21 protein-coding genes and 2 pseudogenes are annotated in these 25,249 nt (G+C 70.4%); 11 read left to right on the top strand and 12 right to left on the bottom strand.

What is annotated here, in order from left to right; all coding sequences use genetic code 11:
• Positions 1 to 340: 340 nt before the first annotated feature.
• Complete coding sequence (locus NNI01S_RS06280) at positions 341 to 1,222, bottom strand: SDR family NAD(P)-dependent oxidoreductase (RefSeq protein WP_063917325.1); 882 nt, start codon at positions 1,220 to 1,222, stop codon at positions 341 to 343.
• A 63-nt stretch (positions 1,223 to 1,285) separates the two neighbouring features.
• Between NNI01S_RS06280 and NNI01S_RS06285 the strand changes: the two genes are divergently transcribed.
• Together NNI01S_RS06285 and NNI01S_RS36475 are read left to right on the top strand one after the other, a co-directional pair.
• Positions 1,286 to 1,903: a TetR/AcrR family transcriptional regulator gene (locus tag NNI01S_RS06285; protein WP_063018335.1), complete on the top strand. Its 618-nt coding sequence runs from the start codon at positions 1,286 to 1,288 to the stop codon at positions 1,901 to 1,903.
• Positions 1,904 to 2,340: 437 nt separating this feature from the next.
• Positions 2,341 to 2,700 carry a hypothetical protein gene (locus NNI01S_RS36475; RefSeq protein WP_063018337.1) on the top strand — a complete coding sequence of 120 codons (360 nt, stop codon included), beginning with the start codon at positions 2,341 to 2,343 and terminating at the stop codon, positions 2,698 to 2,700.
• Here NNI01S_RS36475 and fabG read toward each other — a convergent pair.
• The 7 genes and pseudogenes from fabG to NNI01S_RS06315 all read right to left on the bottom strand — a co-directional run bounded on the left by fabG (position 2,681) and on the right by NNI01S_RS06315 (position 8,708).
• Positions 2,681 to 3,433 (bottom strand): 3-oxoacyl-ACP reductase FabG, encoded by a 753-nt coding sequence (gene fabG, locus NNI01S_RS06295; protein ID WP_063018339.1) that lies wholly within the window; start codon positions 3,431 to 3,433, stop codon positions 2,681 to 2,683. The genes NNI01S_RS36475 and fabG overlap by 20 nt on opposite strands.
• Positions 3,434 to 3,447: 14 nt before the next feature.
• Positions 3,448 to 4,596 carry an acyl-CoA dehydrogenase family protein gene (locus NNI01S_RS06300; RefSeq protein WP_063018340.1) on the bottom strand — a complete coding sequence of 383 codons (1,149 nt, stop codon included), beginning with the start codon at positions 4,594 to 4,596 and terminating at the stop codon, positions 3,448 to 3,450.
• A gap of 170 nt (positions 4,597 to 4,766) precedes the next feature.
• Positions 4,767 to 4,910: pseudogene (locus NNI01S_RS34290) on the bottom strand (serine hydrolase); the annotation flags it as partial.
• A gap of 18 nt (positions 4,911 to 4,928) precedes the next feature.
• Entirely contained in the window at positions 4,929 to 5,546 is a 618-nt protein-coding gene (locus NNI01S_RS06305) for an HAD family hydrolase (RefSeq protein ID WP_169812929.1), read from the bottom strand.
• A 181-nt stretch (positions 5,547 to 5,727) separates the two neighbouring features.
• Positions 5,728 to 5,952, bottom strand: a pseudogene (locus NNI01S_RS34295) (Lrp/AsnC family transcriptional regulator); the annotation flags it as partial.
• A 93-nt stretch (positions 5,953 to 6,045) separates the two neighbouring features.
• Positions 6,046 to 7,464 (bottom strand): amino acid permease, encoded by a 1,419-nt coding sequence (locus NNI01S_RS06310; RefSeq protein WP_063018342.1) that lies wholly within the window; start codon positions 7,462 to 7,464, stop codon positions 6,046 to 6,048.
• A gap of 98 nt (positions 7,465 to 7,562) precedes the next feature.
• Positions 7,563 to 8,708 carry an LLM class flavin-dependent oxidoreductase gene (locus NNI01S_RS06315; protein WP_063018344.1) on the bottom strand — a complete coding sequence of 382 codons (1,146 nt, stop codon included), beginning with the start codon at positions 8,706 to 8,708 and terminating at the stop codon, positions 7,563 to 7,565.
• Between the two features lie 257 nt (positions 8,709 to 8,965).
• On the opposite strand from NNI01S_RS06315, the gene NNI01S_RS06320 reads away from it, so the two are divergent.
• A complete protein-coding gene (locus NNI01S_RS06320; protein ID WP_063018346.1) occupies positions 8,966 to 10,474 on the top strand; it encodes a flavin-containing monooxygenase in 1,509 nt (502 codons plus the stop codon).
• Positions 10,475 to 10,731: 257 nt separating this feature from the next.
• Here the strand turns inward: NNI01S_RS06320 and NNI01S_RS06325 are convergent, their stop codons facing one another.
• Entirely contained in the window at positions 10,732 to 11,340 is a 609-nt protein-coding gene (locus NNI01S_RS06325) for a TetR/AcrR family transcriptional regulator (protein WP_063018348.1), read from the bottom strand.
• Positions 11,341 to 11,396: 56 nt separating this feature from the next.
• Between NNI01S_RS06325 and NNI01S_RS06330 the strand changes: the two genes are divergently transcribed.
• Positions 11,397 to 14,582, top strand: coding sequence for an acetyl-CoA carboxylase family protein (locus tag NNI01S_RS06330; RefSeq protein WP_063018350.1), 3,186 nt, complete (start codon positions 11,397 to 11,399; stop codon positions 14,580 to 14,582).
• Positions 14,583 to 14,725: 143 nt separating this feature from the next.
• Here the strand turns inward: NNI01S_RS06330 and NNI01S_RS06335 are convergent, their stop codons facing one another.
• Positions 14,726 to 15,889, bottom strand: coding sequence for a serine hydrolase domain-containing protein (locus NNI01S_RS06335; protein ID WP_063018793.1), 1,164 nt, complete (start codon positions 15,887 to 15,889; stop codon positions 14,726 to 14,728).
• A gap of 175 nt (positions 15,890 to 16,064) precedes the next feature.
• Between NNI01S_RS06335 and NNI01S_RS35890 the strand changes: the two genes are divergently transcribed.
• From NNI01S_RS35890 to NNI01S_RS06370, 7 genes are all read left to right on the top strand, one after another.
• Positions 16,065 to 16,478 carry a YciI family protein gene (locus tag NNI01S_RS35890; RefSeq protein ID WP_063018352.1) on the top strand — a complete coding sequence of 138 codons (414 nt, stop codon included), beginning with the start codon at positions 16,065 to 16,067 and terminating at the stop codon, positions 16,476 to 16,478.
• Positions 16,479 to 16,486: 8 nt separating this feature from the next.
• Complete coding sequence (locus NNI01S_RS06345) at positions 16,487 to 17,728, top strand: RNA polymerase sigma factor (protein ID WP_063018354.1); 1,242 nt, start codon at positions 16,487 to 16,489, stop codon at positions 17,726 to 17,728.
• 82 nt (positions 17,729 to 17,810) lie between these two features.
• The gene (locus NNI01S_RS06350) at positions 17,811 to 18,455 is read left to right on the top strand and encodes a pentapeptide repeat-containing protein (RefSeq protein ID WP_063018356.1); all 645 of its coding nucleotides are present in this window, start codon (positions 17,811 to 17,813) and stop codon (positions 18,453 to 18,455) included.
• A gap of 154 nt (positions 18,456 to 18,609) precedes the next feature.
• Complete coding sequence (locus NNI01S_RS06355) at positions 18,610 to 19,650, top strand: AraC family transcriptional regulator (RefSeq protein WP_063018358.1); 1,041 nt, start codon at positions 18,610 to 18,612, stop codon at positions 19,648 to 19,650.
• Positions 19,651 to 19,943: 293 nt separating this feature from the next.
• Complete coding sequence (locus NNI01S_RS06360) at positions 19,944 to 20,981, top strand: PP2C family protein-serine/threonine phosphatase (RefSeq protein ID WP_063018360.1); 1,038 nt, start codon at positions 19,944 to 19,946, stop codon at positions 20,979 to 20,981.
• A 35-nt stretch (positions 20,982 to 21,016) separates the two neighbouring features.
• The gene (locus NNI01S_RS06365) at positions 21,017 to 21,877 is read left to right on the top strand and encodes an SDR family oxidoreductase (protein WP_063018362.1); all 861 of its coding nucleotides are present in this window, start codon (positions 21,017 to 21,019) and stop codon (positions 21,875 to 21,877) included.
• Positions 21,878 to 21,931: 54 nt separating this feature from the next.
• On the top strand, positions 21,932 to 22,459 hold the full coding sequence (locus tag NNI01S_RS06370) for an AAA family ATPase (protein WP_245675990.1): 528 nt from the start codon (positions 21,932 to 21,934) through the stop codon (positions 22,457 to 22,459).
• A gap of 21 nt (positions 22,460 to 22,480) precedes the next feature.
• Here NNI01S_RS06370 and NNI01S_RS06375 read toward each other — a convergent pair whose 3' ends face one another.
• Both NNI01S_RS06375 and NNI01S_RS06380 read right to left on the bottom strand, forming a co-directional pair.
• The gene (locus NNI01S_RS06375; RefSeq protein WP_063018366.1) at positions 22,481 to 23,983 is read right to left on the bottom strand and encodes an FAD-dependent oxidoreductase; all 1,503 of its coding nucleotides are present in this window, start codon (positions 23,981 to 23,983) and stop codon (positions 22,481 to 22,483) included.
• A 52-nt stretch (positions 23,984 to 24,035) separates the two neighbouring features.
• Complete coding sequence (locus NNI01S_RS06380) at positions 24,036 to 24,971, bottom strand: glycosyltransferase family 9 protein (RefSeq protein WP_218019161.1); 936 nt, start codon at positions 24,969 to 24,971, stop codon at positions 24,036 to 24,038.
• Between the last annotated feature and the right edge of the window lie 278 nt (positions 24,972 to 25,249).

The raw sequence follows: 25,249 nt of genomic DNA on the forward strand, positions 1-25,249 counted from the left end.
TCTGTTCAGAGCTCCTATCAGGTTCGGTTGCTGAGTCGTCGCCAGCAGATGGGGGCGGCCGCGAGGTTGAGAAGTCCGTGGTGAATGTCGGTGCGGCGTTCCCAGCGGGAGGCGGGGCGACGGAGTTCTCTCCGATCCACTGCTTGGCGGACTTCTTGGTTGGCAGGGCTCGCACAGGGCTGTCAACGGGGAAGAGCTGGGTTACGAGCCGGATGTGCTTCACCCCTTCTTCTCCTCCTCGCGGGGTGATGCGGCTCTGCTCCCAGATCACGAGCACGTCCCCGGGCCCGAGTATCCGGAGAAACTCGCGGTAGCCTGGCCGGTCTTTTGTGGAGTACCGTCAGCCGCCCAGGAAGCGCTGGGTGGCGTCGTAGACGTCGCGTTGGTAGGCACGATCGCGGGAGCGGGCCGAGGACAGCTTCGCGCGTCCGGTGTCCACGCCGCGGACCGCACGGATGTAGCTGCCGCTCGGGTGGGCGGGTCGGGTGGCCGTCGCGACCACCGTGCGTGCCGGCCGCTCCGGTGAGGTCATCAACGGTGCGCCGAGGAGGCCGATCAGGTGCAGCGGACCGCCCGCGCTGCGCTGGAATCCGGTGCGCACGGCCCCTGGGTCCACCGCGTATACCTCGATCCGGTCACGCCACCGCTCGGCCAGCGCGTAGGTATAGGCGAGATTGGCGAGCTTGCTCGACGCGTACGCGCGCATCTGCGTCCACTCCCCTGGCAATGCCCAGTCTTCGATCGGGCGGGCCCGCGCTTCCAGATACGAGGTCATCATGATCACCCGTGGCAGTGAATGAGACTGTCCGCCAATCGGTTTCAGGAGCGACTCCAGGCTGTGGGCGAGTCCGGCGGCCGCAAGGTGATTGACGGCCACGGTCCGCTCGACGCCGTCCGCGGTGAGGCCGTGCCGATCGAACGCGGCGCCCGCGTTGTTGACCAGGACGCCGAGACCGTCCGGTGCGGCGCGGTGCACCTGATCGACCAGTCGCCGCACCCCCGACCGCGTTTCGAGGTCGGCATCGACGGGGATCAGAACGCCGGGCATGTCGCCCATGCGCGCTGCCGCCTCCCGCGCGCGCTCCGCGCTGCGTCCGTGCACCAGTACGGTCCAGCCGAGCCGCGCCAGCGCGCGACCAATCGAGAATCCGATACCGCTGGTCGCGCCGGTCACCAGCGCGGTCGAAGCCGATGGGGCCGCCAATGGATTCGTTGTGTCCATTGCTCTCATTCTCGGAGCGCAGAATGGAATGGCAATACCAAAACTCGAGTCTGGAGACCCCCAATGCCTGCGTCCACCGACACCCTGACCGCCAAAGGACTGCGTAGCCGCGCCAGGATCGTCGACGCCGCCGCGCGCCTGATGCTCGCGAACGGTGCGCACGGCACCACGATGGAGGCGATCCAGCACGAGGCGGGCGTCAGCGCCTCGCAGCTCTATCACTACTTCGACAACAAACGGGACCTGCTGGCGGCGGTCATCCAATCCAGTACGGAGGTCGTGGTCGCCAACAAGTGGCTGCTCGAGATGCGCTCACTGCACGATCTGCGCGCGTGGCGGGATGCGGTGGTCGCCGCGGCGCGCGCGACCGGCTGTCGCACGGGGTGTCCGCTGGCCTCGTTCGCCGAGGACATCCCCGATACCGATCCGGAACTCCTCGAACTGGTGGCCGCCGGATTACGCCGCCTCACCGCCGCCGTCGCCGATGGCCTCACCGCCATGCGCGATTCCGGAGAACTGCGCGAGGACACCGATATCGACCGACTGTCGCTCGTCGTCGTCACCGCCTACGAGGGCGGCATGCTGGTCTCCCGGGCTCAGCGCGAGCCCGCACCGCTGGAGGCGGCCCTCGACGCCGCCGTCGCCTGTGTCGAGACACAGGCCGCTCGCACGGATCGGTGACGTCGAAGGGATCGCGGCCCCAATGACAGCCCACACCGACCCCACGACCACCTACTTCGCAACACGACCTCCGTGTGAATTTGCGCGGCTGCGGCTTCGTCGGAATGTTGCCGTGTTCCAGATAGAGCGGAACATGGCCTGCCGGTAGAGCTTTCGTTGTTTCCGTCAGTCGGCGAGCTAGAGCAGGATTCGTGCATTCGCCGCGCCGAATCACGGGCCGCTGTAGGGAGAGGTGACCGCATCGTCTCCCTTCCGCAAGCGGGCATTTGAGGAGTGCGTAACCGACATGTCACCCCCGCGAGCTGGGCGACCTCCTCGCGGCGCAGTCCCGGCACCTGCCTGCGCAGGCCCGCGGACAGCCCGACCTCGCCCGGACGCACGCGATCGCGCGCCTGTCTCAGCGACGCGGCCGGCTCGGTTCGATCCACAGCTCGATCATGCCGCGTCCGGTTGTCGCCGGGGTGGGATCGCTGCTCCCAGGAGTTGGCAGCAACGCGGCCGATCCCGGCTACACCGCGACGGACCTCAACGGTCACTCCGGCTACCAGACCGTCACCGAGGGCACCGACGCGATCGTGCGGCCGGGCGACGCTGCCACCGGACGGGCCGACCGGTGGCTTCTTCGATCGCGCCGGACCGGTGCCGTGGTGAGGCGACGACACCGGGGATCGCGTGAGCCGGAGCGCACGGACTACGGCCGTCTCGGTCGCGAGGTGGAAGTGCGGTATCCCGCCGCGACCGTACCGGACGCCTGGCGTGGAGGGCGCTCGGCCTCGGTCAGCGGGCGCCGCCGTTGACGTACAGTGTCTGGCCGCTGACGTAACTCGCCTCGTCGCTGGCCAGGAAGGCGATCACCGCCGCGACCTCTTCGGGCTGTCCCACGCGGCCCAGCGGCGTGCGGTCCGCGGCCGCTTTCCGGTGTTCCTCGGCGCTCACCCCGACCCGGTCGGCGGTGGCGGCGGTCATGGCGGTGGCGATATAGCCGGGCGCCACCGCGTTCACGGTGACGTTGTACGGCCCGAGCTCCAGGGCGAGCGTCGCGGTCAGCCCCTGGATGCCGGCTTTGGCGGCCGCGTAGTTGGCCTGGCCGCGGTTGCCGAGTGCCGACCGGCTCGACAGCGAAACGATCCTGCCGTACCGCTGGGCCACCATGAACGTCTGGGCGACCTGCGCGCAGTGGTAGGCGCCGGTCAGATTGACCGCGAGCACCGCGTGCCAGTCCTGCTCGGACAGGCGGAAGAACAGGTCGTCGCGAGTGATGCCCGCATTGTTGACCAGGATCTGCGGGCTGCCCAGATCGGTCGCGACACGGTCGAATACGCCCTCGACCGAGCCGCGTTCGGTGACGTCGCAGATGTAGCTGCGCGCCACACCGCCCGCTTCGGCGATTCGTGCGGCGGTTTGGTCGGGCGCGTCGCGGTCGAGTACGGCCACGGCGGCGCCCTCGGCGGCCAGGCGCAGCGCGGTGGCCGCGCCGATGCCTCGGGCCGCCCCGGTGACGACGGCGATCCGGTCGGTGAAGCGGTGCATCGGATGCTCTCCTGTCAGAACGCGGCGACGCCGGTCAGTGCGCGGCCGATGAGCAATTTCTGGATCTGGCTCGTGCCCTCGTACAGGGTCATCACCTTGGCGTCCCGGAGGTATTTGCCGACCGGGAATTCATCGATGTAGCCGTATCCGCCGAAGACCTGCACCGCACGGTCGGCCGCACGGACGGCGGCCTCGGAAGCGAACAGTTTCGCCTTCGAGGACGCCACGGCGAATTCCTCGCCGCGGTCGACGAGATCGGCCACGCGCCACACCAGCAGCCGCGCCGCGTCCACGTCGAGGGCGATGTCGGCGAGCAGTTCCTGGACGAGCTGGTGGGCCGCGATCGGCTTGCCGAACTGTTCGCGCTGGGTGGCGTAGCCGACGGCGGCGTCGAGGCACGCCTGCGCCAGCCCGACGCAGCCCGCCGCGACCGACATGCGGCCTTTGGTCAGCGCTGCCATCGCCACACCGAAACCCTTGCCCTCGATGTGCAGCCGGGCGCTGTCGGGAACACGCACGCCGTCCAGCACGAGTTCGGCCGTGGCCTGCCCGCGCAGCCCCAGCTTCCCGTGGATCTCGCGCGCGGTGAATCCGGGCGAGTCGGTCGGTACCAGGAACGCGGTGATGCCCCGATGTCCTTCGCCGCCGCTGCGCGCGAAAACCAGCGCCACATCGGCCCAGGTGCCATTGGTGATGAACATCTTCGTGCCCGACAGCACCCAGTCCGAGCCGTGGCGCATCGCGCGGGTGCGCAGCTGGGCGGCGTCGGACCCGGTGTTCGGCTCGGTGAGTGCGAAACAGCCCAGCGCCTCGCCCGTCACCAGCCGCGTCAGCCAGGTCTGTTTCTGCTCCTCGGTGCCGAAGTGGTGGATCGACTTGGCCACCAAGCCGAGGGAGACCGAGACGATGCCGCGCACCGCCGAGTCGCCGCGCCCCAGTTCCTCGAGGACGAGGCAGTAGGTGAGATGGTCGCCCGCGCTGCCGCCGTACTGCTCGGGGATGGTGAGCCCGAGGAAGCCCAGTTCGCCGAGCCGGGCGACGATCGACCGGTCCACGGCTTCGTCGCGATCCCATCGCGCGGCGTGCGGCACGATCTCCCGGTCGACGAAATCGGCCGCGAGCTGCCGTGCCGCCGTCTGCTCGCCGGACAGTTCGAGGTTCATGGCGGTAGGCTAGCGAGGATTAAACTACCACCGCAAGTTTTAGCGTCGGTGCGCGGATGCTCCGGCCGTCGCTGCGCCGCTGGTGCATCGGTAGGCAGTCCGGCGCCGGCCACGCGGGTATCGGGGCGATTGCGATCGCGGTACGCAATGAGCGGGATGAGGTACTCGCGTTATCGCGCGTACGACGTCGGACCGTAGACCAGCTGCAGCGTGCCGCGCTGCCACGGCCGCCCGGTGTCGGGATCGGCCGTTCCGCCCCACAGATCGACCACCGGATGCCCGCCCCGGCATACGCAGATCGCCGCGCCGAGTTCGCCGTACTCAGCGGTGCGCTAGGCGGTGATCGTGCCGAATTCCGTCGCGAGCCACGCGGGGAACTCGGTGAGGTCGGTCAGTACCACGTCCGCGCCCGCCGCACGCAGCTCGTCGGCCGTGCACGGGCCCGTGCTGACCCCGACCGCGAAGACGTCCGCGGCGCGCGCGCCGTTCATATCGCCGACGTGGTCGCCGACGAACAGGCTCGCGCCCTGCTCGCGCAGGGTCGCCGCCTTGCCCGCCGACCAGAGGTCACCCGCGAGGTGGTCGACGCGCCAACCGAGCTCGGCGATGTGCAGCTGCGCGAGCGGCGCGTGCTTGCCGGTGACCACGAGCACTCGGCCGTCGCGGGCCTCGACAGCCGCCAGCGCGGCCTGCGCGCCGGGCATCGGGGGAATGGTCGAGACGATCGTCGGATAGAGCGCTCGATAGCGGGTGACCAGCGCCGGAACGAGGTCCTCGGGCGCGCCCGCCTCGACGAGCAGGGTGGCCAGCGGCGGGCCGAGTCGGTCGGCGAAGGTCGTCCCGGACAGCGGCAGGCCGAACTCGGCGCCGAGCTGGTCGATGGCCCGCGCGACGCCCGGTCGCGAGTCGATCAGCGTCATGTCGAGGTCGAAGCCCACGGTCCAGGTCACCCGACCGACCCTAATCGCCCGCGCCGCGGCGTGCTGATCCGGCTGTTGTGATTCACGACTCTCCCGCGCGAAAGGCGTGCCGCCGCAACGGTAGCCGTGATTCACGTGGAACCCCGGATGCATTCGATGCCGTGTAAACGATTGTGCCGCCGCCTGTCTCGGCACCGACCGCAAATGTGCGTCAGGTGTACCGGGGTGGCGCCGCGCGCTTGGCGTAGCCGCTGATCGGGCTGATCTCCCTCCGGTCGATGCCGCTCAGCGCCCCGATTCGCTCGGTGGTGTGGCGGAACAGGTCGTCCGCGTCGTGGCAGACGATGCACACCAGCAGATTGTGCCGTCCGGTGGTGACGCCCACGAACGCCGCCTCCGGATCGGCGGCCGCCGTGGTCGCGACGTCATCGAGAACGCGGGTGTGCCGGTGCGCGCGTCAGACGACGGCTTCTTCGTCTCCGCCCGTGACGCCTACGGCGCCGGCCTGTTCTTCGTGGCGGACTGACAGTCAGCGGCGGGCAGGGCCCTCGCCGAGGCGCGGCTCGGCGAGGGTGGAGCGCTTGCGTCCGTATCCGAGGTAGACCGCGAGGCCGACCAGGACCCACACGCCGAAGCGCACCCAGGTCAGCGCCTCCAGAGTGGTAGCGAGCAGGATGCAGCCGATCAACGCGAGCAGCGGAACCACGGGCACCAGCGGGGTGCGGAACGGGCGTTCGCGCTCTGGCTCCACCCGGCGCAGCACCAGCACGCCCACGCAGACCACCGCGAACGCCGACAGCGCGCCGATATTCACCAGTTCGACCACGATGTCGATCGGCAGTAGCCCCGCGATGACCGCGCCGAGCGCGCCGAGCAGCACGGTCAGCCGGACCGGGGTCGACCGTTTCCCGGTCGCCGCGAGGGCGAAGGGCAGCAGCCGGTCGCGGCACATCGCGAACATCAACCGCACCTGCGCGTAGACGATCAGCAGCAGGCCCTTGGTGAGCGCGATGATCGAGGCGATCACGATGACGTCGCCGATCCAGCCGATGCGCACCGCGCCGAACGCGGTCGCGATCGGCGCGCTGTTGTTCAGCGTGGCGAACGGCACCATGCCGGTGAGCACGGCGCTGACGAGCGCGTAGAGCACGGTGGCGAGCAGCACCGTGCCGATGATGGCGAACGGTACGTCGCGCCGTGGATTGCGGGCCTCCTCGGCCGACGCGGCGACCACGTCGAAGCCGAGGAAGGCGAAGAACGCGATCGCGGCGCCGCCGATGATCCCACCGATGCCGAACGGTGCGAACGGGGTCCAGTTGTCCACGTTCACATGCGGTGCGCCGACGGCGATGACCAGCACGAGCACGCCGATGGTCACCGCGACCAGCGCCTTGGTGATGCGCGCGGTGAACGACACCTCGCCGACCAGCACCGCGACGACGACGGCGACGATCAGGACAGCGGGCAGGTTCACCACGCCGCCTTCGGCGGGCCCCGCGACGAGCGCGTGCGGGACGGTGATGCCGAACAGCGAATCCAGCGCGGACACCGTGGTCGCGGACCAGCCGATCGCCACCGCGGAGCCCGCGATGACGAACTCCAGCAGCAGGTTCCAGCCGACCAGGAACGCGGGTGCTTCGCCGAGGGTCGCGTAGGTATAGGTGTAGGCGCTGCCGGAGACCGGAACCATCGCCGCGAGTTCGCTGTAGCACAGCGCCACCAGCACGCACACCGTTCCGGCCAACGCGAACGACAGCACGATGGCAGGCCCGGCCTTCTCCGCGGCGGCCACACCGGTGATGACGAAGATCCCCGCGCCGACGATGGTGCCGACGCCCATGGCGGTGAGATCGAGCCGGCTGAGCCTGCGCGCCAGCGTGGGCGCGCCCGCCTCGGTCGTGGTGTCGGGCAGGCGGCGGCGCCAGCGCCGGGCTGATGCGGTGGTCATGACTCCCTAACGAGAACGGTGCGTCGGTCGGCCGGTGTGCCGAACCGATGCCCATTCTCGCCGCGTCGCAGCGTGTGGGAATAACTGGGGTGTTGCGCTCAGCTGCTGGATGACGCCGCGAAGGGCGTCGCCGCGGCGACGCGGGCGGTGCGGTTGGGATGCCGCCACAGGCCCTTGCGTTCGAGAATCGGCAGCACGCCTTCGCCGAACCAGTACGCCTCTTCCAGATGGGGATACCCGGAGAGGATGAAGTGCTTGATCCCCAAGCGTGCGTATTCGGCCAGCCGCTCGGCGACTTCGGCGTGCGAGCCGACCAGCGCGGTGCCCGCGCCGCCGCGGACCAGGCCGACCCCGGCCCACAGATTGGGCGCGATCTCCAGCCGGTCGGTGCTGCCCGCGTGCAGTTCGGTCATCCGCCGCTGGCCTTCGGACTCGCTGCGGGCCAGGTTGGCCTGTACCCGCTCGATGTCGGCGGGGTCGATGCCGGCCAGCAGGCGGTCGGCCTCGGCCCAGGCCTGCTCGGAGGTATCCCGGCTGATGACGTGCACGCGCAGGCCGTAGTCGAGGACGCGGCCGTGGTCCACCGCCAGACGACGGATCCAGTCGAGCTTCCTGCTCACCGCCAGCAGCGGCTCGCCCCAGGTCAGGTAGGCGTCGCTGTAGCGGGCCGCGATCGGGCCCGCCGGTTCGGAGGAACCGCCGAAGAACACCGGCGGCACCGGGTCCGGCCGGTTGCCCAGCAGTGCCTGGTGGACTCGGATGTGCTCGCCCTCGAAGGTCACCGGCTCGGTGGAGGTCCACAACTCCCGCACGACGTGCAGGAATTCGCCGGTGCGGGCGTAGCGCTGGGTCTTGTCCAGAAAGTCGCCGTAGGCCTGCTGCTCGTGCGGCTCGCCGCCGGTCACCACGTTGAGCAACAGTCTGCCCCGGGAGTGCCGCTGAAAGGTGGCCGCCATCTGCGCCGCGAGCGTCGGGCTGACCAGGCCGGGCCGGAAGGCCACCAGGAACTTCAGCGTCTCGGTGGTCTCGACCATCATGGCAGTGGTCAGCCAGGCGTCCTCGCACCACGCGCCGGTCGGGGTGAGCACGGCCTCGAAGCCGTTGTCCTCGGCGGCGGCGCCGATCTGGTTCAGATACCGCAGGCTCGCCGGGCGGTCACCGGACATGAAGGTGCCGTGCCCGCCCGCGATCAGACCGCGGGAATCGCCGTAGGTGGGGAGGAACCAGTGGAACGACAGACTCATGCTGAGCCAACTCCCTTCCGGAGACGCGGCCGCGCCGATAACGGACAGATCGAGGCGGTGCGTCCGGTGGGCGCGCCGCAGTGATCCATGCTGGGCGCTCGACCGGACGGGGTCACGGTTTGAAACCAGTCCGGTTTTTATTCCGGTGTGCGGACGTGTCACCATTCGTGACTAGACGTAACCATGAATAACACGTAATCTGGGCTCAGCACGCACCCGCAGGTGTGCGAGGCGGATCGGACGAAACGAGTACCTCAATGACGCGGCATGTCGACGTATTGATCATCGGCGCTGGGCTGTCCGGAATCGGCATGGCCTGCCATCTCACCAAGGAGCGGACGGGACGCAGCTACGCGATCCTGGAACGCCGGACGGCCATCGGCGGCACCTGGGACCTGTTCCGTTATCCGGGCATCCGCTCCGACTCCGACATGTACACCTTCGGGTACGGCTTCCGCCCGTGGAACGGCACCAAGGTCCTCGCCGACGGGCCGCACATCCGCGAGTACATCGAGGAGACCGCCGCGGAGTACGGCGTCACCGAGCACATCCGGTTCGGCCGCAAGGTGACCACGGCGCGCTGGTCCAGCGAGACGACCACCTGGACCGTCGAGGCGCTCGACGAGCAGACCGGCGAGACCGAGGTCTACACCAGCGACTTCCTGGTCGGCTGCACCGGCTATTACGACTACGACAACGGCTACCGGCCGCGGTTCCCCGGCGAGGAGGACTTCGGCGGGCAGATCGTGCATCCGCAGCACTGGCCCGAGGACCTCGACTACACCGGCAAGCGCGTTGTCGTGATCGGCTCCGGCGCCACCGCGATCACCTTGATCCCGGCGATGAGCGACGCTGCCGCGCACGTCACCATGCTGCAGCGCTCGCCGACGTACATCACCGCGCTGCCGGCCGACGACCCGGTCGCGGTGGGGATGAAGGCGGCAAAGGTGCCCGAGAAGCTCGCCTACCGGATCGGGCGGGCGCGCAACATCGCCTTGCAGCGCGCGAGCTTCCAGCTCTCTCGCACCAATCCGGAAGCGGCCAAGAAGCTGTTGCTGGCCGCCGTGCGGATGCAGGTCGGGCCGGGGATCGACATGCGGCACTTCACCCCGAACTACAACCCGTGGGACCAGCGGCTGTGCGTGGTGCCCAACGGTGACCTGTTCAAGGTGCTGCGCAGCGGCAAGGCGTCCATCGTCACCGACCGCATCGAGACCTTCACCGAAACCGGCATCCGCCTGGCCTCCGGCGAGGAACTGCCCGCCGACCTGGTCATCAGCGCCACCGGTCTGAGCGTGCAGATGCTGGGCGGCGTGAGCCTGGAGATCGACGGCGAGCCGGTGGTCACCCGCGACCGGGTGGTCTACAAGGGGGCCATGCTCGACGGCGTGCCGAACGCGGTGATGGTGCTCGGCTACACCAACGCCTCCTGGACGCTGAAAGCGGACTTGGCGGCCGAGTACTTCTGCCGCGTGCTCAACCATATGAGGAACGCCGGTTTCACCCGGGTGGAGGCCGTCGCCACCGAGCGCGACCGCGGCGCCGACTCGGTGATGGGCGGGGCGCTGACCTCCGGCTACATCCAGCGCGGCGACGCGGTGATGCCCCGGCAGGGCACCAACGGTCCGTGGCAGGTGATCAACAACTACTTCCGCGACCGCAAGCTGCTGCGCAAGGGCGCGCTCGAGGACGGCGTGCTGGCCTTCAGCCGGGCCGAGAAGTCGCCGACCGCCGCACGACCGCTGGAAGGCATCCGCAGCGCCTGAGCGCCGAGCCGCACTGCGGCGGACAGGACGAGATGTCCGCCGCGAGCGTCGGCAGCGCGCACAGCGCCGTGTGCGGGTGGTGGACGCCCATGATGTCGGCGGCCTGCGCGGGGACATGCCACCGGGCGCTCTTTGCACCGCATGGGCAAAACCGCTGTCCGGCACACCATCCCCGTCCATTCCGGCAGGGCCGGGCACCGCACTCTACGACGGAATGCCCCGTCCGGCCCGGATGTGGGCAGCTCGCGCGTTCCGGCCTACAGGCCCAGCAGGGCTTCCGCGACCGTCCCGATGGCGTCGCGATATTCGGCGCGAGCGGGTTCGCCGTCGGTACGGCGGGCCAGCACACCCGCCGTCAGGGTGTAGCCGATGGTTTCCGCGATCACTCGCGGCGTCGTCACCGGGGTGATGCGCCCGGCGTCGAGCTGGCGCTGGAGATATCTGGTGAAGCGGCGGATCGGACGTTCGGTGATCTCCTCGGCCAGGGCCGCGACCTTCGGGTCGACCGCTCCGCGCTCGTCGATCAGGCGCAGCAGCGGACCGGCTGCCGCGACCGCCGTGGCGAAGGAATCGATGGTGGCGCGCAACATCGTTCGTGGATCGTCGGCCTCGAGGCCCGGCTCCTGGGCGGCGAGGAAATCGTCGCGGACCCGCTCGGCCAGCGCGAGGAAGATCTCCTCTTTCGAGGCGAAGTAGACGTACATCGTCGCGCGGGAGACGCCCGCCGCCGCGGTGATCGCGGCGACGGTGGTGCTGTCGTAGCCGCGCTCGGCGAACACCCGGGCCGCGGCGTCGAGCAGGTCGCGGTGCCGGGTGGTGTGCGAACGTTCCCGCGCGGCGCGCACCGACCAGGTGGACTGGGTCACGCAGCACATCGTGACGCATATTGACGTTGACGTCAACGTCAACAAGACTGGGCGGCATGCAGGTCGTCGTGGCGAACAGGGGAGAAGTAGCGGTTCGCGTGGTGCGCACCGCCCGGGAACGGGGTTGGCGAACCCTGGCGATGCATACCGCCGAGGAACGGGACGCGTTGCACGTCCGCCTGGCCGACGACGCGGTGGCCTTGCCCGGCGTCGGCGCCGCCGCCTACCTCGACGTGGCGGCGGTCGTCGCGGCGGCACGGAAGGCGGGGCCGGGCGCCTTGGTGCACCCGGGTTACGGATTCCTCAGCGAGAGTGCGGAATTCGCGACCGCGTGCGCGGTGGCCGCACTCGTGTTCGTCGGTCCTTCGGCCGAGGCGCTCGAGGTCTTCGGCGACAAGACCGCGGCGCGCGCGGCGGCCGAACGCGCGGGCGTCCCGGTACTCCCGGCCAGCCGCCGCGGCGCGGACATCGCCGCCATCGAGGCTCTGCTCGCGGCGCACCCCGACGGCGTCATGGTGAAGGCCGCCGCGGGCGGCGGAGGGCGCGGCATGCGGGCGGTGCGCGAAGCGGCGCGCCTGCCGGAGATCTTCGAGCGCTGCCGCGCGGAGGCGCTGGCCGGATTCGGCGACGACGGGGTCTACGCGGAGGCGCTGATCACCGGTGCGCGCCACATCGAGGTCCAGATCGTCGCCGACGGCCGAGGGGCGGTCGCCGTCGGCGATCGCGATTGCAGCGTGCAACGCAGGCAGCAGAAGCTGCTCGAGGTGGCGCCCGCTCCCGAGCTGTCCGCGGCGTCGCGCGAGCGGTTGCACCGCTGGGCCGTCGGGCTCGCCGAATCCGTCGGTTGCCGCGGTGTCGTCACCGTCGAGTTCCTCGCCCGCGGCGAGGAGGCATGGTTCCTCGAGGTCAATCCGCGGTTGCAGGTCGAGCACACTGTCACCGAAGCGGTCACCGGGATCGATCTGGTCGCGGTGCAATGCGATCTCGCTCGGGGCGCTACATTGGCCGATCTCGCGCTGCCCGAGCCCGGTTCCGCGCGCGGCTACGCGGTGCAGGCGCGCCTGAACGCCGAGACCGTCACCGCGGGCGGTGACGTGCTGCCCGGCACCGGCACGCTGACCCGGTTCGCGCCCCCGACGGGCGTCGGCGTGCGGGTCGACACCGCCGCGTTCGCCGGGATGCGACAGGACGCGCGCTTCGACTCCCTGCTGGCGAAGATCGTGGCCGCCGGTCCGACCTATCCGGCGGCGCTGCGCCGGTGCGCCGACGCGCTGGCCGAGACCGCCGTGACGGGCGTGGACACCAACGTCGCCGTGCTGCGCGCGGTCTTGGCGGACCTGGCTCAGGGCCGCGTGGTCTCGACGACGTGGTTCGAGCAGAATGTCGACGCGTTGGTGCGGCGTGCGGGTGATTTCGCCGACGCGCTGCCCATCGCGTCCGTCTCGGCGGAGGTCGTGGCGGCCGAGGTGACGCTGGCCGCCGACGAGGAAGCGGTGCGGTCGCCGATGGGCGGCACGGTGGTCGCTCTCGCCGAACCCGGCACCGTCGTCGCGGCTGGTGGTGACGTCGCGGTGCTGGAGGCGATGAAGATGCAGCACGTGGTGCGCGCGCAGCGGGACTTGCGGGTGTGCCGCCACGTCGTGGCGGTCGGCGCGGTCGTCGATCCGCATGCGCCGCTGCTGACCTTCATCGCCGCCGAGCACGACGGCGCGGTCGTCGATCACGACGCGGTCGACCTGGACTCGGTGCGCGCCGATCTCGCCGAGGTCGTCGCCCGCCACCGCGTCGGCCTCGACGAAGCACGGCCGGAAGCGGTCGCGAAACGGCACCGGTTCGGGCGGCGCACCGCCCGGGAGAACATCGCCGACCTGGTCGATGCGGACAGCTTCGTGGAGTACGGCGCGCTGGCCGTCGCCGCGCAGCGCCTGCGCCGCAGCCAGGAGGACCTGATCGCGAACACGCCCGCCGACGGACTGATCGGGGGCGTCGCCACCATCGACGCCGAACGATTCGGTCCCGATCGCTCCCGCGCGGTCGTGCTGTCCTACGACTACACGGTGCTGGCGGGCACCCAGGGGATGCGCAACCACGTCAAGACCGACCGCATGCTGGAACTCGCTCGCGAGCAACGGCTTCCGGTGGTGTTCTTCACCGAGGGCGGCGGCGGCAGGCCGGGCGACACCGATTATCCCGGCATCTCCGGCCTCGACGTCACCACCTTCCGGGCGATGGGTGCGCTCTCGGGCCGGGTTCCGCTGATCGGTATCGTGTCCGGCCGCTGCTTCGCGGGCAACGCGGCGCTGCTCGGCATGTGCGACGTCGTGATCGCCACTCCCGACGCCAATATCGGCATGGGCGGCCCCGCCATGATCGAAGGCGGCGGACTCGGCGTGTACGCGCCCGAGGACATCGGCCCGGTCGAAGTGCAGCGGCGCAACGGCGTCGTGCACATCGTCGCCGCCGACGAGGCGGAGGCGGTCGCCACCGCCCGTCGCTATCTCGCCTACTTCCAGGGCGCGACCGAGGCCTGGACCGCGCCGGATCCGCGCCTGGCGCGGCATGTGGTTCCCGAGAATCGCTTGCGCGCGTTCGATATCCGTGCCGCGATCGAAGCCGTCGCGGACGTGGGGTCGGTGCTGGAGCTGCGGCGCGATTGGGCGGCCGGGATCGTCACAGCGCTGATCCGCGTCGAGGGACGGCCGTTCGGGTTGATCGCCAACGACTGCCACCATCACGGCGGGGCGATCGACGCTCCCGCCGCGGACAAGCTCGGCATGTTCCTGCGCCTGTGCGACGCGCACGGTCTGCCGATCGTCTCCTTCTGCGACACACCGGGTTTCATGGTGGGCCCCGAGGCGGAGAAGGACGCCACCGTGACGAAGTTCAGCCGCCTGTTCATCGACTCCGCCGCGCTCTCCGTGCCGCTGGGCACCGTCATCGTGCGCAAGGGCTACGGTCTGGGCGCCCAAGCCATGGCGGCAGGCTCGTTCCGCGCGCCCCGGTTCGTCGTGGCCTGGCCGACCGGGGAAATCGGCGGCATGGGTCTGGAAGGCGCGGTCCGCCTCGGCTTCGCCAAAGAGCTCGCCGCCATCGAGGATCCGGGTGAACGGCAGCAAGCGTTCGACAATCTGGTCCAGCTCGCCTACGCCAACGGCAAGGCGCTCACCGCCGCCACCGTGCTGGAAGTCGACGACGTCATCGATCCGGCCGACACCCGCCGCTGGATTCGCACCCTGCGCTGACCCACCGGCGGGCGAGCGCGGGGATCGAACAGCGCCCCGCGCTCGGCAGTGGGCCTACATGTCCGGTCGAGATCATGATCCGCACGCGCAACCCATCAGGCGCCGGCCAGGACGGTCCGACACCACCACGGGATCGCGCAGCCTCAGCGCACGGCGCTCAGCGCGTCGACCAGATTGCGGGCACGCAGATCGACCGCGCCTTCGACGATGTAATTGCTGACATAGGCGAAGCCGAGCCCGCGCGCGGGGTCGGCGAAGGCGAGGCTGCCACCGCGGCCCGGATGCCCGAACGAAGCGCCACCGCCGAGCGGCAGTTCCGCGGTGGGCAGCATGTAGCCGGAGGCGTACCGGCCGGGCAGCATCAGTACCCGATCGGTACCCGCGACTTGTTCGCGGGTCGCTGCCGCGAGGGTGTCCGGGGTGAACAGGCGCGAGCCGTCGACCTCGCCGACGAGCGCCGCGTACAGACGGGCCAGCCCGCGGGCGGTGCCGATGCCGTTGCTGGCGGGCAGCTCCGCGGCTTGGACGGCCGCGGAATCGAAGTCGATGTCCGCCGGGTCGGTGATCTGGAAGGCCCGATTGACCAGGGCCTGCGGATCGCGCATCGCGGCGACCAGCGGACGCAGCGACTCCGCAACGGCTTCCTCGGGGATCCGGGTCGGATCAGGTGCGGGCGCGAACACCAATCGGCTCACCCTGGGCCGTGCCGCAGGCGGCAGTCCGATGAAGAAGTCGACCTCGAGTGGACCCGCGATCTCCTCGGCGAGGAACCGGCCCGGTGTGCGACCGGATACGCGGCGAATCACTTCGCCGACCAGCCAGCCGTAGGTTCGCCCGTGATAGCCGAACGCGCTGCCGGGACGCCAGTTCGGCGCCTGTGCCGCCAAGGCCTCGACCATCGGGGTCCAGGCCAGCGCGTCGCTCAGCGGGACGGGCTGGTCCAGCGCCGCCACGCCCGCCTGGTGTGTGAGCAGCCAGCGCACCGGGATGCCGCCTTTGCCCGCCGCCGCGAACTCCGGCCAATAGCGCGCGACCGGAGCGTCGAGGTCGAGTTCGCCCCGTTGCGCGAGCAGGTGCGCGATCGTCGCGACGACGCCCTTCGTCGCCGAATAGACCAGCTGCAGCGTGTCGCGCTGCCACGGCCGCCCGGTGCCGGGATCGGCCGTTCCGCCCCACAGATCGATCACCGGATGCCCGTCCCGGTACACGCACAGCGCCGCGCCGATCTCGCCGTACTCGGCGAAATTCGCCGCGAACGCCTCTCGCACGGCGTCGTATCCGGTGGCGACGGTTCCCTCGATTGTCATGCGGGACAGCATGTCACGATGCGCCGACCTGAATATCCGGCCTGATGGCGGGCCGGGCGGCGAGGAGCCGCTCCCCTTCGAAGTTTTTTCCACGACGATGTCCGAGAATGGTCAGCAGCTCCGACGTTCCAGACGAGCGGCGCCGCCCGGGTGCCGACGACTTAGAGGAGTTGGCATGAAATACATGATCCTGAGTTACGCCTCGCAGCAGGACTACGACGGCATGGCCGGCAAGGACACGGGAAAGCCCGCCTGGACCCCCGCGGAGTTCACGGCTCTGACCCAGTTCATGACCGAATTCAACAAGCGGCTCGAGGAATCCGGCGAGCTGGTGGAGACCCGTGGACTGGCGGAGCCGGTGCACACTCGGCGGCTGGGCGCCAAGGACGGCAAGCCGTTCGTCACCGACGGCCCCTACGCCGAGACCCAGGAAGTGCTCGCGGGCTTCTGGATCGTCGAATGCGAGAGCTTCGACCGCGCCACCGAGATCGCGGCCGAACTCAACAACTGCCCGGCGCCGGCGCACGTGCTCGATTCGGTCTACGCCGACGTGCGCCCGATCGCCGAGGCCGCCCCCGAATTCGGCTGATCACGATCGTGTCCGATGCCGCGGCGACGGACCTGCTGCGCCCGCTGGCGCCGCAGGTCCTCGCCGCGCTCGTGCGCAAGTACGGTCACTTCGACAGCGCCGAGGACGCGGTGCAGGAGGCGCTGCTCGCCGCGGCGACGCAGTGGCCCGCCGACGGGATCCCGGCCGCGCCGCTGGCCTGGCTGATCACCGTCGCGTCACGCAGGCTGACCGACCTGCTGCGCGCCGAGCAGTCCCGCAGGCGACGCGAAGAGACCGTGGCCCGGCGGACGTTGCCGGAGGACTGGCTGACACCGCCCGCCGATCGGCAGCCGAACGACTCCGACGACACACTGATTCTGCTGTTCCTGTGCTGCCACCCCGCGCTGTCCCCGCCGTCGCAGGTCGCGCTGACGTTGCGCGCGGTCGGCGGCTTGACCACCGCGGAGATCGCGCGGTGTTTCCTGGTTCCGGAGCCGACCATGGCGAAACGCATCGGCCGGGCCAAGCGCACGATCAAGGACAGCGGCGTGCCGTTCGCGCCGCCGTCCGGGACCGAGCGTGCCGACCGGTGGGCGGCCGTGCTGCATGTGCTGTACCTGATCTTCACCGAGGGCTACGCCGCCACATCCGGTACGAGCGTGTATCGGGTCGAGCTGTCGGCCGAGGCGATCCGCCTGACCCGTCTCGTGCACCGCCTGCTGCCCGCGGACGGCGAAGTGGCCGGGCTGCTGGCGCTCATGCTGCTCACCGACGCCCGCCGCGCCGCGCGCACCGGTCCCGGCGGCGAGCTGATCCCGATGGAGGAGCAGGACCGCAGCCGATGGGACGCCACCGCGACCGCCGAGGGGATCGCGCTGATCACCGCCGCGTTGCCGCGGGGTGTTCCGGGGCCGTATCAGTTGCAGGCCGCGATCGCCGCGTTGCACGACGAGGCGCCCAGCTACGCCGCCACGGACTGGCCACAGATCAGATTGCTGTACGAGCGCCTGCTGGCCTCGGCCGACAATCCGGTGATCGCGCTGAACCATGCGGTCGCGGTGGCGATGGCGGTGGGGCCCGCGGCCGGACTGAAGCTGGTGGACGATCTCGACGAGCGGCTCGCCGACGACCACCGGCTGCCTGCCGTGCGCGGGCACCTGCTGGAGATGCTCGGGGACGTCGCGGGCGCTCGCGCCGCGTATCGGTCGGCGGCGCAGCGCACGACGAGCATTCCGCAACGGCGCTACCTGCTCTCCCGGGCCGCCCGCCTGGACGTGCGCGGCGACTGATCACGCGATCGGCGGCCGGACTTGTCGTGGCGCGAAGCGATACTCGGCACCGGCCCATCTTCGTGACGAACTGGAGGAGTGCATGGCGCGCGAACTCGACGACCTGCCCTACGCGCGGTACCTCACCGCACCGGACGGCGACCTCGAGGCGGAAGGCGACTACGACTGTGTCCGGGTGGACGGCGGTGTGCTGGACGATCTCGACGTGCGGCACGCGCGGTTCAGCGAGTCGGTGTTCACCTCGACCACCTTCACCCGGGGAAGTCTGCGCTACAGCCGGTTCGCCGATGTGTGGCTGCGTCATGTCCGCTGGGTCGGCACCGAACTGGCCGACACGGCATGGCTCGACGGCGAGGTGGTGTCGGGCGCGCTGTCCGGCGTCGACTTCGCGGGCGCGAACCTGCGGCGGGTGCGATTCGAGGGCTGCAAGTTCGACTCGGTCAACTTCCGCGGCGCCCACTTGCGCGAGGTGTCCTTCACCGACTGTGTGCTGCGCGATTGCGATTTCGCCGACGCCGCCCTGACCGGCATTACGGTGCCCGGCTCGGAACTGGTCCGCCTGTCGCTGCGCAATGTGCGGGGGGCGAAGGTGGATCTGCGCGGCGCGACGGCACTGGACATCACCGAGGGGCTCGACAGCCTGCGCGGCGCGACGATCACGAGTCTGCAGCTGATGGACCTCGCGCCCGCCTTCGCACGTTCCATCGGCATCACCGTGCTGGATTGAACGAGCCGTTCGGCGGAATGCGGCTGCCGGACGAAAACGGCCATGCGCCCGCGACCGCCCGCATCGGCATTTCGGCGAACCGCCGATGAGCTGGACAGCCGATTGATACATTGCGCCGATACCGCGCAGTACCGCTTCATCGAGGACACAAGCCATGGTCGACCCGGATTCTCTCCGCAGTACCGCGGGTGTGCGCGCTCTGGTACGCATCGCCGGAGAACGCGGCATGGCGCCCGCCGAGTGCCTGGCCGGAACGGCACTGGCGCCGGCCGAGCTGGACGATCCGTCCGCCGAGATCACCCTCCAGGACGAATTGCGGATAGTGCATACGGTGCTCGGGCGCTTCGGCGACGAGCCCGGACTCCATCTCGCGGCGGCGGTCCGTCATCACCTGCGGTCGCGCGGACCGTGGGGGCTGGCGCTGCTGGGCAGCCGGACGCCGCGGGAGCTGATCGAGGTGGGGCTGCGCTGCGTCGGCCACACGGTGCCGTTCGGGCGATTGACCGTCGAGGAGGCCGACGGCGAAGCACGCCTGGTGTTCGAGGATGCGAACCTTCCGCCCGGAATGCGAGCGTTCTTCGCCGAAGCGGCGTTGGCCGGGTTGCCCGCCTTCGACCGGGAACTGTTCTCCGTGGGCGTGCCGGTGCGGCGGGTGAGTTTCCGGCATGCCTGTCCCCGCGACACCAAGCGCTATCGCGACATCTTCGGCGTGGAACCGGTCTTCGGCGCGCCGACGAGCGCGGTGGTCTTCGATCGCGGCGTGCTCGACCGCCCGCTGCCACCGGCGAACGCCGCCGCAAGGGACAACTGCGGACTGCTGTGCCGCGACCTGCTCGACCGGCGCCGCAGGCGCACCGGCGTCGCCGCGTCGGTGCGCGAGCGACTGGTCCGCACCCCGGGTGAGATCCCCGATCAGGCGACGGTCGCCCTCGGGCTGTACATGAGTTCGCGCACCCTGTCGCGGCGGCTGAACGAGGAGGGGACCTCGTTTCGCGCGCTACTGGACGAAGTGCGCCAAACCATGTCCGAGGTGTTGCTCGCGCACACCGATATGACCACCGAGCAGGTAGCGGCCCGGCTCGGCTACGCGGAGGCGGCCTCTTTCATCCGGGCCTTTCGCCGCTGGCAGGGCTGCCCGCCGCAGACGTTTCGCTCGCGGGGCCGAGGTTCGCATCGCGCCCCCGAGTTGGTCTGAGCACCCCGGCTCCGGTCGTCCGAGCCGCTTCGGCGGAGGACGTCATGCCGCACGGAGGCGGGCAGACAGTCGGCTATCGTGCTGCGGGGCAGCGGCAGGGTCGCTCCAGTGCTGGGATCGACCCCAGGAACGCTCCCGTACTATCGCGATCGGAGTCGGCCTGCCGGGGAGATGAAGGAGGAGGGTGTGGAAGTTCGCACCAGCAACGAGCCACTGTGGTTACGGTTGGGCCAACGACTTCCGGAGCATTCCGCGCCGGTGGGCGCGGCACGGTCTGCCGGGGGAGCCGTCCGATGAGCGACGAAGGCGCCGACCTACGCTGCGCGGCATGCTCGGCGGTCGGTCTCGACAGCCCGCGGTGCGCGTCCTGCGGTTCGGAACTCGGTTACCGGTACGTCGCGCTGCCCGGTGACGATCCGGCGCCGTGCGCCGACTGCGGGGGAGACCGCTTCGACGCCGACGGGCGCTGTGCGCAGTGCGGCCGGTCCCGGACGATGCCGGATCGCTTCGACACCGATCTCGGCGCGGTCGCGGTCCTCACCGACCGCGGCATCGCGCACGCGCGCAACGAGGACGCCGTCGCGGCCGGGGTGTTCGACAGTGCGGTGCCCGGGGCTGCCGGGACCGTCGTGATCGCGGTGAGCGACGGAGTGTCCACCTCGTCGAGGCCCCAGGTCGCTTCCGGCGCCGCCGTTCGGGCCGGCGTCGGGGCCACCGCCGCCGCGCTCGCTTCCGGACAGCCTGCGACCGAGGCCATCATGGCCGGGCTGGCGGCCGCGGCGCAGGCGGTCCGCGACGTCGACGTGCCCGACGGCCCGGCGCCCTCGTGCACCTATGTGTCCGCCATCGTCGCCCACCATGGCGAGCAGACCGAGGTCACCGTGGCCAATGTCGGTGACAGCCGGGCATATTGGCTGCCCGCGGCCGAGGCCGGCGGACCGGGCGACGAGCCGGCCCAGCGGTTGACCGTCGACGACTCGTGGGCTCAGGCGCTCGTCGACGCGGGCGCGATGGACGAGCGTGCCGCGATGGCCGACCCTCGCGCACATACGCTGATCCGCTGGCTGGGCGCGGACAGCCCGCCGAAGCCGTGGGCCGACAACTGCGTGCGTACCGTGCGCGTCGCCGGGCCGGGAATGCTGCTGCTGTGCTCCGACGGGTTGTGGAACTATTCGCCCTCGCCGTCCGGGCTGGCCCAGCACGTGGCGGGGGCGTCGCCCGTGGCAGCGGCGCGCGCACTCGCGCAGTTCGCGTTGCGGTGCGGCGGCGGTGACAACATCACGGTCGCCCTGGCGCCGGTGCCGTGGGAGAGCGGCCCGCCCGTTCCATAGACAGTGGTGTTCATGGTTGCGTATGGTCGTCGACTATGACGAAGTTCGCCGGCAAAACCTGTCTGATCACCGGTGCCGCCAGCGGTCTCGGTCGCAGTACGGCACTCGCGGCGGCCGCCAAGGGCGCCGCGCTCGTGCTGACCGACATCGCCGCCGAAGGTCTGGCGCGCACCGCCGCCGACGCACGCGCCGCGGGCGCGACAGTCCACCTGGCCGAGGCCGCCGATGTCGGTGACTACGACCAGGTCGTCGCGCTGGCCGCCCAGGTGCACGACGCGGTCGCGGGCGTCGACATCGTCATGAACGTGGCGGGCATCGCGACCTGGGGCACCGTCGACCGGCTGACGCACGACCAATGGCGACGGACCATCGACATCGACCTCATGGGCCCCATCCACGTGATCGAAGCCTTCGTTCCGCCGATGATCGCGGCCGGACGCGGCGGCCATCTGGTGAACGTGTCGTCGGCCGCGGGTCTGTTCGGCCTGCCGTGGCACGCGCCTTACAGTGCGAGCAAGTTCGGTCTGCGTGGTGTGTCGGAGGTATTGCGCTTCGACCTGGCGCGCCATCGCATCGGCGTGAGCCTGGTGTGCCCGGGTGCGATGGCCACGCCCATGGTCGACAGGGTCGATATCGCGGGCGTCGATCGCACGGCCGAGGCGGTGCAGCAAGGCGTCGCGCTGTTCATGCGCCACGCGGTCACGCCGGAGGCGGCGGCGCGCTCGATCGTGCGCGGTGTCGAGCGCAATCGCTATCTGGTGTTCACCTCGCCGGACATCCGCGTCGGCTTCTGGGCGCAGCGATACTTCCCACCCGCGTACAACGTCGCGATGCGTGGGCTGAACTGGGCGATGAATCGCTATGTGGAGCAGAAGGCGGGCGCTGCCGCGAGCTGAGGCGCGACCGGGCCGACGCCGGTCGCCGGGTCGCGACCGGCCATGATCGTCGTCATGGCATCGGCTGTCTATCTGATCACCGGCATCCAGGCCGCGGGCAAATCCACCGTCGCGCAGGCGCTCGCCGAGCGGCTGCCGCGCTCGGTGCACGTGCGCGGAGACGTGTTCCGTCGTTTCGTCGTCAACGGACGTGCGGAGATGAGCGCCGCTCCATCGCCCGAGGCGCTGACCCAGCTGCGGTTGCGGCACAGCCTGGCCGCCGCGACGGCGGACGCCTACGCCGAAGCCGGGTTCACGGTCGTGCTGCAGGACGTCGTCCTCGGTGAATTCCTGCCTTGGCTGGCCGGTCTGCTCGTCACGCGACCGCTGTACGTCGTCGTGCTGGCGCCGCGCCCGGAGGTGGTTCTCGCCCGTGAGGCCGCACGTGACAAGGACGCCTACGACGAGTTCACCGTCTCCGGGCTCGACGAGGTGCTGCGCTCGGCCACCCCCCGGATCGGGCTCTGGCTGGATACGTCGGATCTGACCGTCGCGCAGACGGTCGATCGGATTCTCGCCGAGGCCGGGCCGCTGACGGACTGACGCCGCCGCGCTGGGGTCCCCTCAGCGGGCGTCCCCCGGCACCTGCAGCCGAGTGAGTGAACTCGTGGCCGGGCCCTCGAGCAGCGTGCCGTCGGCGGCGAAGCGCGAGCCGTGCAGCGGGCAGTCCCAGGTACGTTCGGCGTCGTTCCAGTTGACGATGCCATACAGGTGCGGGCACACCGCGGAAACGCGGTTGGTGACCCCGTCCACCGTGCACACGGCGGTGGGGTGCAGACCTTCGCGCAGCACCGTGCCACAGCCCTCGGCCGGAGCGGCGCCATCGTGATGGGTGGCGATCCGCAGCCATCCCGCCGAGAGTCGCTGCGCGACGGCGCTGTTGACCTTCGTGGCCGTGGGAAGCGCTTTGAGTTCGTCCGGACGCCAGCTCGCCAGCGCGCCAGCCCACCGGGGCGGCGCTTCGGTGAGCCGTCCGGCCAGCGCGATGGCCGCGGCCACACCGTTGGTGAGACCCCATTTGGCGTAGCCGGTGGCCAGCTGTATATCGCGCTGACCCGGCAGCACCGGGCCGACGTAGGGCAGTTCACCGACGGGGGAGTAATCCTGAGCCGACCAGCGGTGTGTCAGCTCGGCGCCGGGGAACCAGGTTCGCGCCCAGCTCACCAGATCCTCCACCTTCTCGCGGGTCGATCCGCCGCGGCCGACGACGTGGCCGTTGCCGCCGACCAGCAACAGCTCCCCGCCGGGTCCCTGCGCGCGACGCAGGGAGCGGGTGGGACTCCCGGCGCTGATGTACATATCGCGCGGAGCGGGACGGTCCAGGCTGAACGCCGCCAGATAGGAGCGTTGCGGCGTGAGGCGAGCGAAGAACCCGCCGCGATCGAGGATCGGTGTCCCGGTGGCCAGCACTACGCGGCGCGCGCCGAGGTCTCCGTGCTCGGTGGAGACGACGAGGTCGTCGCCGCCGTGGTGCACACCGCGGACCAGGGTGGATTCGTAGATCGGGGCGCCGTGCGACTCCACGTCGGCAGCGAGCGCGGCCAGCAGCGCCATCGGGTCGAGCTGGGCCTGATCGGCCAAGCGCACCGCACCGCGTGCGGGGAAGGGGACGTCCAGTTCACCGAGCAGTTCGGTGGGCAGGCCCGCCTTCTGCGTCGCGGCGTATTCCGCTCGCACCGCGGACATCTCGTCGTCGTTCTGCGCGTAGGTCAACGCGGCCGCCCGCTCCACGGCGACGCCGTGCGCGTCGCAGAAACGCAGCAGCCACTCCTGTCCTGCGCGATTGGCCGCCACGTAGTCGCGCAGCACGTCGTCGGAGTGGTGCTTGGCGATCTGCTGGGCCCGAGTCCCTTGCAGCAGGCTGACTTTCCCGGTGGTGGCGCCGGTCGTTCCCGCACCGACGCGCCTGCCTTCGACCACGGCCACTTCGACGCCGTTCTCGACCAGCAGCAGTGCGGTCACCAGTCCGGTGAGCCCGCCGCCGATCACCACCGTGTCGAAGCGCGATCCCGGCGTCAACCGCAACCGCGCCGGAACCTGCGCGCCGTGCAACCATAGGGACGTCATATGCCCGAGATAGCCGGTCTCGGCGGGGTGAAACGCCTGTGCCGCCTACTGGTCATACGCGCACCTGCCTGGTGAGCTGCCGGTCGGCGGCGGCGAGCACTTCGGCGGCGCTGATCATCGCCAGCCCGGGCGCGGGCGTGTCGGACCGTGGATCACCGGTGTGTCCGGCCCACAAGGCGACATGGGACGCCCGCTCCGGTGGCGGTCCCCAGACCGCGGGCGCGTCGGGACCGAAGATCAGCACGGACGGCGTGCCGAACGCGGTGGCCAGATGCCCCACGCCGGTATCGCCGCTGAGCACGAGAGCCGCGTCGGCCACCGTCACCGCGAGTTGGCGTAGCGTGAGTTCTCCGGCCAGCACGCTACTTTCGGGCAATCCGGCCTGTGTCGCGACGCTGCGCGCGAGCGGGCGATCCGCGGCGCTGCCGACGATACGCACCGGACATTCCCATTCGCGCAGACCGGCTGCGACTGTCGCGAACCGCTCGGCCGGCCAGCGCCGAGCAGGCGCGCCGCCCGGGTAGACCACGATGGATCGCCGCTCGCCGGTGCTCTCCGGTGGCGGCGTGATGTCCAGGCGTGCCGGGTCGGCCGGGATGCCCGCCCATTCCAGCAGTCGGCACCACCGCGCGGTCTCGTGCAGGCCGGGCTCGAACAGTGGGCCCGGCACCCGCGGAAAGTCCTTGTGACGGTGGGTGATCATCCGATCCGGATCGGTCGCCAGCAGTGCGCGGACGCTGTCGGTGCCGGCGTCGTGCAGATTGATCGCGAAGGCCGGTGGCGGCGCGTTCCAGCGCAGTCCGTTCGCCATCGGGGTCGCGTGGAGTTCGTCGACGCAATCGGCCAGTTCCACCACCGGGCGCAGCCATCCCGGTGCCGCGAGGACGAGCCGGTCGCGCGGGCGGATGTCGTGCAGCGCGCGCAGGGCGGGAATCGCTGTCAGCAGCTCCCGCAGCCCATGCGCGCGCAACGCGAGCAAGTCAGTCACGGAAATGCCTCCATAGGGGGCGCGAAAGGCACGGCCCCGCCGCCCGGGCCGACATCGTCGGCGGCCCGGGGCGGGTGTGCCACAAAGCTTCGAGTCGGTTCGCGGGAATCCCGTCGGACGCCGGAAACCTGTCTCGAAGCCCGCCGTCGTTACGGTCCTCGACGCCGTTGTCGAGGGGTGCGCAGGGATAACGGCGGCATTCCCGCCGGGTTCCGGCGCCTGGACAACCGTGGCGGGAACGGCATTCGCAAATCGAACAAGCGGTTGTTGCTACCTCC

The sequence above is a fragment of the Nocardia niwae NBRC 108934 = DSM 45340 genome (assembly GCF_001613465.1).
In the GTDB taxonomy this organism is placed as follows: Bacteria; Actinomycetota; Actinomycetes; order Mycobacteriales; family Mycobacteriaceae; genus Nocardia; species Nocardia niwae.

Excerpts from the sequence above, each read along its gene's own strand:
- NNI01S_RS06365 (WP_063018362.1), top strand. The coding sequence starts at position 21,017 with ATGACGAAGTTCGCCGGCAAAACCTGTCTGATCACCGGTGCCGCCAGC.
- NNI01S_RS06310 (WP_063018342.1), bottom strand. The coding sequence starts at position 7,464 with ATGACCACCGCATCAGCCCGGCGCTGGCGCCGCCGCCTGCCCGACACC.
- NNI01S_RS06360 (WP_063018360.1), top strand. The coding sequence starts at position 19,944 with ATGAGCGACGAAGGCGCCGACCTACGCTGCGCGGCATGCTCGGCGGTC.
- NNI01S_RS06375 (WP_063018366.1), bottom strand. The coding sequence starts at position 23,983 with ATGACGTCCCTATGGTTGCACGGCGCGCAGGTTCCGGCGCGGTTGCGG.
- NNI01S_RS06355 (WP_063018358.1), top strand. The coding sequence starts at position 18,610 with ATGGTCGACCCGGATTCTCTCCGCAGTACCGCGGGTGTGCGCGCTCTG.
- NNI01S_RS06320 (WP_063018346.1), top strand. The coding sequence starts at position 8,966 with ATGACGCGGCATGTCGACGTATTGATCATCGGCGCTGGGCTGTCCGGA.
- NNI01S_RS06280 (WP_063917325.1), bottom strand. The coding sequence starts at position 1,222 with ATGGACACAACGAATCCATTGGCGGCCCCATCGGCTTCGACCGCGCTG.
- NNI01S_RS06300 (WP_063018340.1), bottom strand. The coding sequence starts at position 4,596 with ATGAACCTCGAACTGTCCGGCGAGCAGACGGCGGCACGGCAGCTCGCG.
- NNI01S_RS06285 (WP_063018335.1), top strand. The coding sequence starts at position 1,286 with ATGCCTGCGTCCACCGACACCCTGACCGCCAAAGGACTGCGTAGCCGC.
- NNI01S_RS35890 (WP_063018352.1), top strand. The coding sequence starts at position 16,065 with ATGAAATACATGATCCTGAGTTACGCCTCGCAGCAGGACTACGACGGC.
- NNI01S_RS36475 (WP_063018337.1), top strand. The coding sequence starts at position 2,341 with ATGCCGCGTCCGGTTGTCGCCGGGGTGGGATCGCTGCTCCCAGGAGTT.
- NNI01S_RS06330 (WP_063018350.1), top strand. The coding sequence starts at position 11,397 with ATGCAGGTCGTCGTGGCGAACAGGGGAGAAGTAGCGGTTCGCGTGGTG.
- NNI01S_RS06370 (WP_245675990.1), top strand. The coding sequence starts at position 21,932 with ATGGCATCGGCTGTCTATCTGATCACCGGCATCCAGGCCGCGGGCAAA.
- NNI01S_RS06315 (WP_063018344.1), bottom strand. The coding sequence starts at position 8,708 with ATGAGTCTGTCGTTCCACTGGTTCCTCCCCACCTACGGCGATTCCCGC.
- NNI01S_RS06335 (WP_063018793.1), bottom strand. The coding sequence starts at position 15,889 with ATGACAATCGAGGGAACCGTCGCCACCGGATACGACGCCGTGCGAGAG.
- NNI01S_RS06350 (WP_063018356.1), top strand. The coding sequence starts at position 17,811 with ATGGCGCGCGAACTCGACGACCTGCCCTACGCGCGGTACCTCACCGCA.
- fabG (WP_063018339.1), bottom strand. The coding sequence starts at position 3,433 with ATGCACCGCTTCACCGACCGGATCGCCGTCGTCACCGGGGCGGCCCGA.